Below are 7991 nucleotides of genomic sequence, written 5' to 3'. Positions count from 1 at the left end.
CCGCAGCACCGCGCGCGGATAGCGGCGGTGGTTGCTGTCGGTCCGTTGGCTGCTGATCAGGCCCTTGGCCTCGTAGAAGTGGAGGGTGGACACGGGCACGCCGCTACGCTGCGCCACTTCGCCGACCGAGAGCGTGGTGGTGATGTCGTCTGGTTTCAGCATGAATCTCTCCGAAATCGCTTGACCTCAACTTTACTTGAGGTTTGAAACTTCGGGTCCTGCGGGCGATCCAGCGCGCAAACAAAGGAGTTTTCAATGTCAAGCCAGGTATCGGGATCCGTGTATCGCATCGACAAGTTCGCAGCGCCCCAGGACGCACTTGCGGACTTTCTCGAGCGCTTGCGCTGGGTCGACCAGGCGCTGGGCGCCATGCCGGGATGCAAGCAGAGCCTGGTGCTGACCCAGCTGGGCGACACCAGCGAGTTCAATGTGACGACGGTGGTCGAGTGGGCGAGCCCGGAGGCGATGGCGGCGGCCAAGGCCCTGATCCAGAAGTGGTACGCCGAGGAAGGCTTCAATCCGCCAGCATTCATGCAARGGCTCGGGGTGAAGGCCGACATGGGCCTGTACGGCGGCGCTTGATCACCATGAACCGCGACAAGCCACCTTCCCCCCGCGTGGCACAGGCGCTCGACATCCATCGAAGCATTGCCGCGTGCCACGACTACCTCGCGCGAAGCAACGATGTGCACGCGCTGACGGCGGCGTTGATGTTGCCCTGCTACCGGGCCGAGCTCGGCAGGCTTCAGCTCAAGCCTGCCGAAGAGCACGAGCTGGCGTCGGCCCTCGGGCCGACTGAGTCGAACTCCGAACCGGCCCGCCAGGCGCAWGACGGCCGGTCATCATCGGCAGGTCGATGGTGTCGATGACGGTAGAGTGCGCGCATGTCTCTCACCTACGTCTACCTGACCGTGGCCATCGTCGTGGAAGTCCTGGCGACCAGCTTTCTGAAGGCCTCCGACAGCTTCACCAGGCTGTGGCCGAGCCTGGCCACGGTGGCCGGCTATGCCATCTCCTTCTACTTCCTGTCGCTGGCGCTGCGCGTGCTGCCCACGGGCATCGCCTACGCCATCTGGTCGGGCGTCGGCATCGTCCTCATCTCGCTCGTGAGCTGGCTCTGCTTCGGCCAGTCGCTGGATGGTCCGGCGATCGTCGGTCTCGGACTCATCATTGCGGGTGTCGTGGTCGTCAATGCGTTCTCGAAATCGGTCGCTCATTGAGCGGCAGGCCGCCTCAGGGCGGTGACGGCTGCTCCAGCACCCATCGTGYCAGCAGCGTCGCGTCGGCCTCGTTGACCCGGGGCTGCCGCGGCATGGTGACGCGGCCCCAGTGGCCTACGCTGCCGCTGCGAATCCTGCCCGCGAGGCGCGAGGGCGCCGCCCCATCCTCGCGGTAGCGTGCCGCGATTTGCGCGAAGCCGGGGCCGACCTGCTTGTGGACCATGCCGTGGCAGGACAGGCAGCCGTTCTGCCGCGCCAGCGCCTGCGCCCGCTCGTCGGCCGTGGCCGGCCCTGCCATCAGCAGCAGCCCGGCAATCAACATCAGGGGTCGGGCCATCGTCAAGCGCATCGGCCCGGATTGTCTGCCAATTCGATTAGGGTGGGAGGGGCCTGCCGCTGTGTCGCAAAGGAATGCACGGCACCGGCCCTTCAGCGCATCCCGGTCGCGGCCGTGAAGCGCGCCAGGGTCCAGCCGTGCCCGAGCAGCAGCATGCGCGTGTGCAACTCGCCCAGCACCTGCGGCGAGATTTCGCGCCCGAGGTAGGTCAGCGTCTTGTCGCGCAGGTCGACGTAGCCCAGCTCGTAGTCGGCCGCGAGCTTGTGCCAGAGCGCGTGGGCGGCGGGCGACTGCCGCGCGCCGGTGAGCAGGCACAGGCCGGCATCCAGCCCCCAGCGGTAGACGGCGGTGGCCAGTCCGCGCCGCTGGTACTGCGGGTCGTACTTGGAATGCGGCGCCCGCACGTAGCGGTCGGCGCGGCGATGCACTTCGATCAGCCGGTTGAAGACCGTGTAGCCGGCCAGCTGCCTGCGGCGGATGTCTTCCACATAGACGTAGAACTCGCCGTCGGCCTCGCGATGGCGGATCACGAGTTCGGGGTCGTTCAGCGGGATTTCGGGAATGCCGTGCAGCCGGTCGCCCGGCTTGTGGATGCGGTCGTAGATGGAACTGATCTCGCCGTCGAGCCGCTTCGGGCCGTGGTGGACGTCGATGCGCAGTTCCGTCAGGCGCGCAAGCCAGGGGGGCCACAAGGTGGGCATCGTGAGGATCACGAGAAGCTTCTCCAGTCGAACGCGAACCGACTCCTGTGGAGCCGGCCGCTGATGCGCGGCTTGGATGCCCGGCGGTCGATATTTGCGCTGAAAGGGGGAAGAAGCGGACTGCCGGGCCTAGGAATCTGCGGCCGGCTGGAGGTCCGGCAGCAGCACCGACACGCGGCGTGCGCGCACGGCGGCGATCGCCGCGCGGGGCGGAATCGTTGCCGTGGGCCGCTGGACGCGGAGGGAAGCCGTGGGACTCATGGAGCCGGAGTGTAGCGGGCCCGGCGAGACGCCGCCCCCGTATCCTTGCGGTCTTCCCATCGTCACGCGGAGGGCGCTTTGACCTACCAGCTCCACTACTGGCCCACGATCCAGGGCCGCGGCGAATTCGTCCGCCTCGCGCTCGAGGCCGCCGGTGCCGACTACGTCGACGTGGCGCGCGAACCGCCATCCAAGGGCGGCGGCGAATCGAACCTGGGACGCCGGCTCGGCGACCCGGACAATCCGCGGCCCTCGTTCGCGCCGCCCTTCCTGGTCGACGGCGGCATCGTGGTCGGCCAGACCGCGGCGATCCTCTTGTATCTTGGGCCGCGCCTCGGGCTTGYGGGCGTGGGCGAGGCCGACGGGCTATGGACCCACCAGATCCAGCTGACCATCGCCGACTGCGTGGCCGAGGCGCACGACACGCACCATCCGCTGTCGACCGGGCTCTACTACGAGGACCAGCGCGAGGCGGCGCAGTCGCGCGCCAAGGCCTTTCGCGAGGAGCGAATTCCGAAATTTCTCGGATGGTTCGAGCGAATTCTCGAGCGCAATCCGACCGGCGACCTGCACCTGGTCGGCGATGTGCTGACCTACGCCGATCTCTCGCTGTTCCAGTTGGTGGCGGGGCTGCGCTATGCCTTCCCGAAGGCCGCCGCACGTGCGTTGGCCGACACGCCGGCGGTGGCGAAGCTGCATGCCAACGTGGGTCGCCGGCAGCGGGTGCACGACTACCTGCGCAGTCCGCGGCGGATCGCCTTCAATGAGGACGGCATCTTCCGCGCCTACCCCGAGCTCGACAGCTGAGCGGCGGGGCCGCCGCCCCGGATCAGCGGACCGCCGTTTCCTCGGCGGCGACGCCCTTGCGGTAGGTCGTGTACAGGTAGACCGGGATCTCGAGGTCGCTCAGGTGGCGCTCGACCAGCGGCGCGACGTCCTTCCAGTCGAGGCCGCCGACGCCGGTGGCGAGGCGCGGCAGGGCGAGGCTGGCGACCTTTTCTTCCTCGACCAGCTTGCGCAGCGCCCGCAGCGTGTGGTTGACGCGCTCGACCGTCGCCTTGCCCGGCTTGGCGCCGGAGTCGTATGCGGCGTCCTGCGTCATGAGGTTGATCACGCGCTGGCCTTCCGCGTTGGTCCAGGTCCACAGCTCGCCCGGTTGCGGGTGGCGGGTCTGGCAATAGTGGCGGAAATCCTTGTACAGCGAGGGCCAGTTTTCGCGCAGCGCCAGCGCGAGGCCGGAATTGAACGAATCGTTGGGCGAGACACCGTGCGCGATGGCCTGTGCCCTGGAAAGAAGAATATCGCCGCTGACTTCATGCAACATGGGTGCTCCTGGATGGTTGCCTGACCATAGTCCGCGCGCCGGCGCAGCGCTCTGACCTGGGTCAAGCAAGCGGCGATCCCTGCAGCGGCGCGCGCTAGGTTTCGACGGCCTCGTCGCCGTCCTTGCGCATGCGCAGTGCCGCTTCATAGAGCGCATTGCGCGGCGCGCCGCTGATCTCTGCCGCGACCCGCACCGCGCTCTTGACCGGCAGTTCGGCCAGCAGCAGGCGCAGCACGCGTTCGCCCTCCGCGCCGTCCTCGGCGGCCGCGGGCTTCGGGTGCAGCACCAGCGCGAACTCGCCGCGCGTGYGGTCGCGGCTGGCGGCGAACCAGTCGGGCAGGCCGGCGGCGGCGACGGTCGCGATCTCCTCGAACTGCTTGGTGAGCTCGCGGCCCACGGTCACCTTGCGTTCGCCCAGGCTGGCGAGCGAACGCGCCAGCGCCTCGATGCGATGCGGCGCTTCGAGCAGCACCACGCTGCGAGGCTCGTCGGCCAGCAGCAGCACCGCGGCATCGCGCTCGCCCGCCTTGCTCGGCAGGAAGCCGGCGAACACGAAGCCGCTGCCCGGGTCGCCCGCAGCGACCAGCCCGGCGGCGCCGACCAGGGTGGTCACGCTGCTCGCGCCGGGCAGCGGCAGCACGCGGTGGCCGGCTTCGCGCACCGCGGCCACCAGGCGCGCGCCCGGGTCGCTGACGCCCGGCGTGCCGGCGTCGCTGACGTAGGCGATGCGCTCGCCCGCGCCCAGCCGCGCGATCACTGCCTGCGCCGCCTCGCTCTCGTTGTGCTGGTGCAGGGCCAGAAGTTGCGCGCCCGGGCGGTCGATGCCGTAGGCGCGCAGCAGGCTCTGCGTGTGCCGCGTGTCCTCGCAGGCGACCGCGTCGACCAGTTGCAGCACGTGCAGTGCGCGCAGCGTGATATCCGCCAGGTTGCCGATCGGCGTGGCGACCACGTAGAGCGTGGCCTGCGGATAATGCTGCGCACCCGCGGCATCGCGCGCGGCGAGCAGGGCGGCGCCGAATGAAGCGGGGGCGATGGAAGTCAATGGCTTATCTCCAGAACAAGGCGGCAGGGCGGACATCGCAGCCGACGACCAAGCAGCGCGGCGACGCGGCCGAAGACGCGGCGCTCGAGCACCTGCAGGCGGCCGGGCTCGGCCTGGTCGCGCGCAATTATCGAACCCCCGGCCGCGGCGGCGGCGAGATCGACCTCATCATGCGCGATCCGCGCGACGGCACCCTGGTGTTCGTCGAGGTTCGCGGTCGTGCCAGCGCGACGCATGGCGGCGCCGCCGGCAGCATCACGGGCGTGAAGCAGCGCCGCATCGTCTTCGCGGCGCGGCACTACATCAGCCGGTTGCGCGTGCTGCCGCCCTGCCGTTTCGACGTCGTGCTGGTCGAAGAGCGCATTACCTGGCTTCAGGCCGCCTTCGACGCCGGATAGCGCAAGCGACCCCGGCCCGGCGACGCCAGGGCCTGTTGGTGAAACACCGCGGATCTGGCTTTGCCAGTCCGCCGGTGTTGCCCCCGGCAGGGGGTGGGCGCCCCGACACGCAGTGCGGGGCAACCTGGGGGCGAGCTATATTCCCTTCATGCTAGAGCAACGGATTCAGCAGCACTTCATCGACAGTGCTGACCTCAAATACCAGGCCGGGCCGCTGCTCGGAAAACCGATCTCCCAGGCCATGCAGGCGCTGCTGGCCTGCGTCACCAGCGGCGGCAAGATCCTCGCCTGCGGCGCCGGCGTTTCCGGCTTCCTGGCGGCCCAGTTCGCGGCGCAGTTCGTCGGCCGCTTCGAGCGCGATCGACCCGAGCTGGCGGCGATCGCACTGCCCGGCGACGCCACCGATCCCGCCGCAGACACGGCCGAGTCCTTGGGCGCCGATCGCTTCGCGCGCCAGGTTCGCGCACTGGGCCAGGCCGGCGACGTGCTGCTGGTGCTGAGCGTCAGCGGCCAGTCCGCCGCGGTGCTGGCGGCGGTCGAGGCGGCGCATGCGCGCGACATGACCGTGGTGGCGCTGCTCGGCAACGCCGCCCCCACCGGCAGCGGTACCGGCGGGGCCGTGGGCCGCGCGCTGCGCGAGACCGACGTCCAGGTCTGCGTGCCCCACGAGCGCGCCGCGCGCATCCACGAGGTCCACTTGCTGGCGCTGCACTGCCTGTGCGACGGTGTGGACGCGCAACTGCTCGGCGACCAGGACAGCGACTCGTCCCTGCTGTCGCCCTGAGCGCGCCCGGCTACTGCGCCGCGGCCTTGGCGGTCGCGTTGCTGTCGCTGATCCGCTGCAACAGTTCGCGATAGCCCGGCGCTTCGCGCAGCAGCCGGCCGCCCAGTGCGCGCAGCCGGTCGACCTCGTCGCTCGACAGCACGAAGCTGGTCGGCAGGTCCATGAAATAGCGCTGCTCCTTGGGGTCCTCGATGGCGTCGAAGCTGACGTCGATGGCGTCGAAGCGCAGCTTGGGCACCGAGGCCTCGGCCTGCGCGCGCGACAGGCCCGAAAGCCGGAGCTCGGCCACCTCGAGCTCGCGCTTGTCGGCCCAGCGCTGCGCGATGTCCTTCAGCAACTCGACCGATTCATAGGAGAAGTGGTCGATCGGCACGCTCGACGACTGCAGCAGCTGCGCGACGATGCCCGGCGCGCGCGCCCGGCGGTCCCAGTCGGAGGCCGGCGCCGAGCGCGAGTTGACCACCACGACCACGATGCGCTGAATCGATGCGAGCCCCACTTCGCGCTGGAAGGCCGGGCTGGCTTCCATCTCCTCGAGCGCCTCGAGCAGGCCGCGCAGGCCCAGGTTGTCGGAGACGCCGCCGTCGACCACGTGCAGGTACGGCCGGTTCTTGCTGTCCTCGAAGCTCTTGATGTCGCGATAGCGCAGCAGGGCCCGGCCGGCCGGACGTTCGGGCCCGCCCGGCTTGGTGACGTCGTGGACCCAGGCCGGCATGGCCGCGCCGCATCTGCCGCCGTAGTTGTGGTACGTCACGGGCGAGAGCACGGCGGGCACGGCCGAGGAGGTGGCGGCGGCCCGCGCCAGGCGCACGGTGCCGAGGTCGGAACACAGCAGGTCGAAGTGGTCCTGCGAGAAGGGGAAGCGGGCGCCGGTCGAGAGGTCGGTGCCGGTGACTGCGGTCACGGGCGTCGGCTGCTTGATCAGGTCGGCGAAGGTGGCGCCGTTGAACAGGATCTCGTCGTAGTAGTCGGCCGCCAGCTCGGAGCGCCCGTACAGGCCGCTGCCGAGGTTGAACCAGTTGAGCGGATTGAGGGCGCGCAGCGTCAGCGTGCCCTGCACGTCGCGCTTCAGGAAGCGGGGCTCGTACTCGGTGAACAGGCGGTCGCCGTAGAGCGCGTAGGCCAGCGCGGTGAAGCTGCCGCCCGAGACCCCGGCGATCGCATCCACCTCGGCCAGCAGATTTCGCTGCTCGCCCTGCACCACGACGTCGGTGCGCCGCAACTCCTCGAGCACGCCGTACGAGAACGCTSCCGCGCGCGTGCCGCCGCCGGAGAAGGTCAGCAGGAAGAGGGTGTGGGGATCGTTCTTGACGCCTTCATGCTGGCGCTTGAGCAGCCGGTTGACCCGGTAGCCGCTGTCGAGGTCGACCTGGGCGATGGGCGGGTTGACCGGCGCCAGGGCGTTGCATCCGGCCAGCAACAGGGCCGCGAAGGCGCCGGCCATCGGCCTCAGGATCAGCGATCGCACAACAGATTGATTCACGTGTCTTCCTTGCTCGAGCGGGGCTTGCCGGATGCAGGCGTTGCAACATTTGCGCCATCGACCGCGCGGCAAATTGTARGCAAGCGGCGCGACCTGCAGCCTGCCCGAATGAGCGAGGACGGGCCGTCACGGAGGATCGAAATCCCCTGGGCTAAACTCGTCGCGGACACAACGCACCGGAAGGCTTTACCCCATGACGACGACATCCACTCAACGCATCGCGATGGCATTGACCGCAGGCGCCGTACTGGTCGCCGGCCTCACAGCCTGCGTGCCTTTGGTGGTGGGCGGGGCTGCGGCCGCCGGCGTCGGCATGGTGGCGACCGACCGCCGCAGCTCGGGCGCGCAGGTCGACGACCAGGCCATCGAGTTGCGCGGCGGCGCCCGTGTGCGCGAGATCGCGAACGACAACATGTACGTGAGCATCACCAGCTTCAACCG

General features: G+C 69.4%; 12 protein-coding genes and 1 pseudogene. 7 read left to right on the top strand and 6 right to left on the bottom strand.

Annotation, left to right across the window (positions count from 1 at the left end; genetic code table 11):
- On the bottom strand, nucleotides 1–162 hold a 162-nt coding region (locus AC1D2K_RS24630), incomplete at its 3' end, for a MerR family DNA-binding transcriptional regulator (protein WP_478091707.1).
- A 93-nt stretch (nucleotides 163–255) separates the two neighbouring features.
- On the opposite strand from AC1D2K_RS24630, the gene AC1D2K_RS24625 reads away from it, so the two are divergent.
- The 3 genes from AC1D2K_RS24625 to AC1D2K_RS24615 are packed head-to-tail and all read left to right on the top strand — an operon-like array spanning nucleotide 256 to nucleotide 1220.
- On the top strand, nucleotides 256–582 hold the full coding sequence (locus AC1D2K_RS24625; RefSeq protein WP_478091705.1) for an antibiotic biosynthesis monooxygenase: 327 nt from the start codon (nucleotides 256–258) through the stop codon (nucleotides 580–582).
- Nucleotides 583–587: 5 nt separating this feature from the next.
- Nucleotides 588–869, top strand: coding sequence for a hypothetical protein (locus tag AC1D2K_RS24620; RefSeq protein WP_478091703.1), 282 nt, complete (start codon nucleotides 588–590; stop codon nucleotides 867–869).
- A 15-nt stretch (nucleotides 870–884) separates the two neighbouring features.
- On the top strand, nucleotides 885–1220 hold the full coding sequence (locus tag AC1D2K_RS24615; RefSeq protein ID WP_478091702.1) for an SMR family transporter: 336 nt from the start codon (nucleotides 885–887) through the stop codon (nucleotides 1218–1220).
- A 13-nt stretch (nucleotides 1221–1233) separates the two neighbouring features.
- Here the strand turns inward: AC1D2K_RS24615 and AC1D2K_RS24610 are convergent, their stop codons facing one another.
- Both AC1D2K_RS24610 and AC1D2K_RS24605 read right to left on the bottom strand, forming a co-directional pair.
- Nucleotides 1234–1557 (bottom strand): c-type cytochrome, encoded by a 324-nt coding sequence (locus tag AC1D2K_RS24610; RefSeq protein ID WP_478091701.1) that lies wholly within the window; start codon nucleotides 1555–1557, stop codon nucleotides 1234–1236.
- A 92-nt stretch (nucleotides 1558–1649) separates the two neighbouring features.
- Complete coding sequence (locus AC1D2K_RS24605) at nucleotides 1650–2258, bottom strand: N-acetyltransferase (RefSeq protein WP_478091706.1); 609 nt, start codon at nucleotides 2256–2258, stop codon at nucleotides 1650–1652.
- A gap of 339 nt (nucleotides 2259–2597) precedes the next feature.
- Between AC1D2K_RS24605 and AC1D2K_RS24600 the strand changes: the two genes are divergently transcribed.
- Entirely contained in the window at nucleotides 2598–3326 is a 729-nt protein-coding gene (locus AC1D2K_RS24600; protein WP_478091700.1) for a glutathione S-transferase, read from the top strand.
- A 22-nt stretch (nucleotides 3327–3348) separates the two neighbouring features.
- On the opposite strand, the gene AC1D2K_RS24595 is transcribed toward AC1D2K_RS24600, so the two are convergent.
- Together AC1D2K_RS24595 and rsmI are read right to left on the bottom strand one after the other, a co-directional pair.
- A complete protein-coding gene (locus AC1D2K_RS24595) occupies nucleotides 3349–3843 on the bottom strand; it encodes a macro domain-containing protein (RefSeq protein WP_478091699.1) in 495 nt (164 codons plus the stop codon).
- Nucleotides 3844–3937: 94 nt separating this feature from the next.
- A complete protein-coding gene (gene rsmI / locus AC1D2K_RS24590; protein ID WP_478091698.1) occupies nucleotides 3938–4885 on the bottom strand; it encodes a 16S rRNA (cytidine(1402)-2'-O)-methyltransferase in 948 nt (315 codons plus the stop codon).
- Between rsmI and AC1D2K_RS24585 the strand changes: the two genes are divergently transcribed.
- Both AC1D2K_RS24585 and AC1D2K_RS24580 read left to right on the top strand, forming a co-directional pair.
- Complete coding sequence (locus tag AC1D2K_RS24585) at nucleotides 4885–5283, top strand: YraN family protein (protein ID WP_478091697.1); 399 nt, start codon at nucleotides 4885–4887, stop codon at nucleotides 5281–5283. The two genes, rsmI and AC1D2K_RS24585, sit on opposite strands and share 1 nt — an antisense overlap.
- 148 nt (nucleotides 5284–5431) lie before the next feature.
- A complete protein-coding gene (locus AC1D2K_RS24580; protein ID WP_478091696.1) occupies nucleotides 5432–6067 on the top strand; it encodes an SIS domain-containing protein in 636 nt (211 codons plus the stop codon).
- A gap of 10 nt (nucleotides 6068–6077) precedes the next feature.
- Here AC1D2K_RS24580 and AC1D2K_RS24575 read toward each other — a convergent pair whose 3' ends face one another.
- Nucleotides 6078–7550: a patatin-like phospholipase family protein gene (locus AC1D2K_RS24575; RefSeq protein ID WP_478091695.1), complete on the bottom strand. Its 1473-nt coding sequence runs from the start codon at nucleotides 7548–7550 to the stop codon at nucleotides 6078–6080.
- Nucleotides 7551–7743: 193 nt separating this feature from the next.
- Between AC1D2K_RS24575 and AC1D2K_RS24570 the strand changes: the two are divergent.
- Nucleotides 7744–7991: pseudogene (locus tag AC1D2K_RS24570) on the top strand (BON domain-containing protein); the annotation flags it as partial.

The sequence above is a fragment of the Variovorax sp. P1_H12_2 genome (assembly GCF_056405335.1).
Note: the sequence above shows the minus strand (reverse complement) of the source record. Positions and strands in the feature narration are given on the sequence as shown.

Bases quoted from the DNA above. Each gene is read 5' to 3' on its own strand.
- AC1D2K_RS24615 (WP_478091702.1), top strand. From the start codon at position 885: ATGTCTCTCACCTACGTCTACCTGACCGTGGCCATCGTCGTGGAAGTC.
- AC1D2K_RS24605 (WP_478091706.1), bottom strand. From the start codon at position 2,258: ATGCCCACCTTGTGGCCCCCCTGGCTTGCGCGCCTGACGGAACTGCGC.
- AC1D2K_RS24595 (WP_478091699.1), bottom strand. From the start codon at position 3,843: ATGTTGCATGAAGTCAGCGGCGATATTCTTCTTTCCAGGGCACAGGCC.
- AC1D2K_RS24585 (WP_478091697.1), top strand. From the start codon at position 4,885: ATGGCTTATCTCCAGAACAAGGCGGCAGGGCGGACATCGCAGCCGACG.
- AC1D2K_RS24580 (WP_478091696.1), top strand. From the start codon at position 5,432: ATGCTAGAGCAACGGATTCAGCAGCACTTCATCGACAGTGCTGACCTC.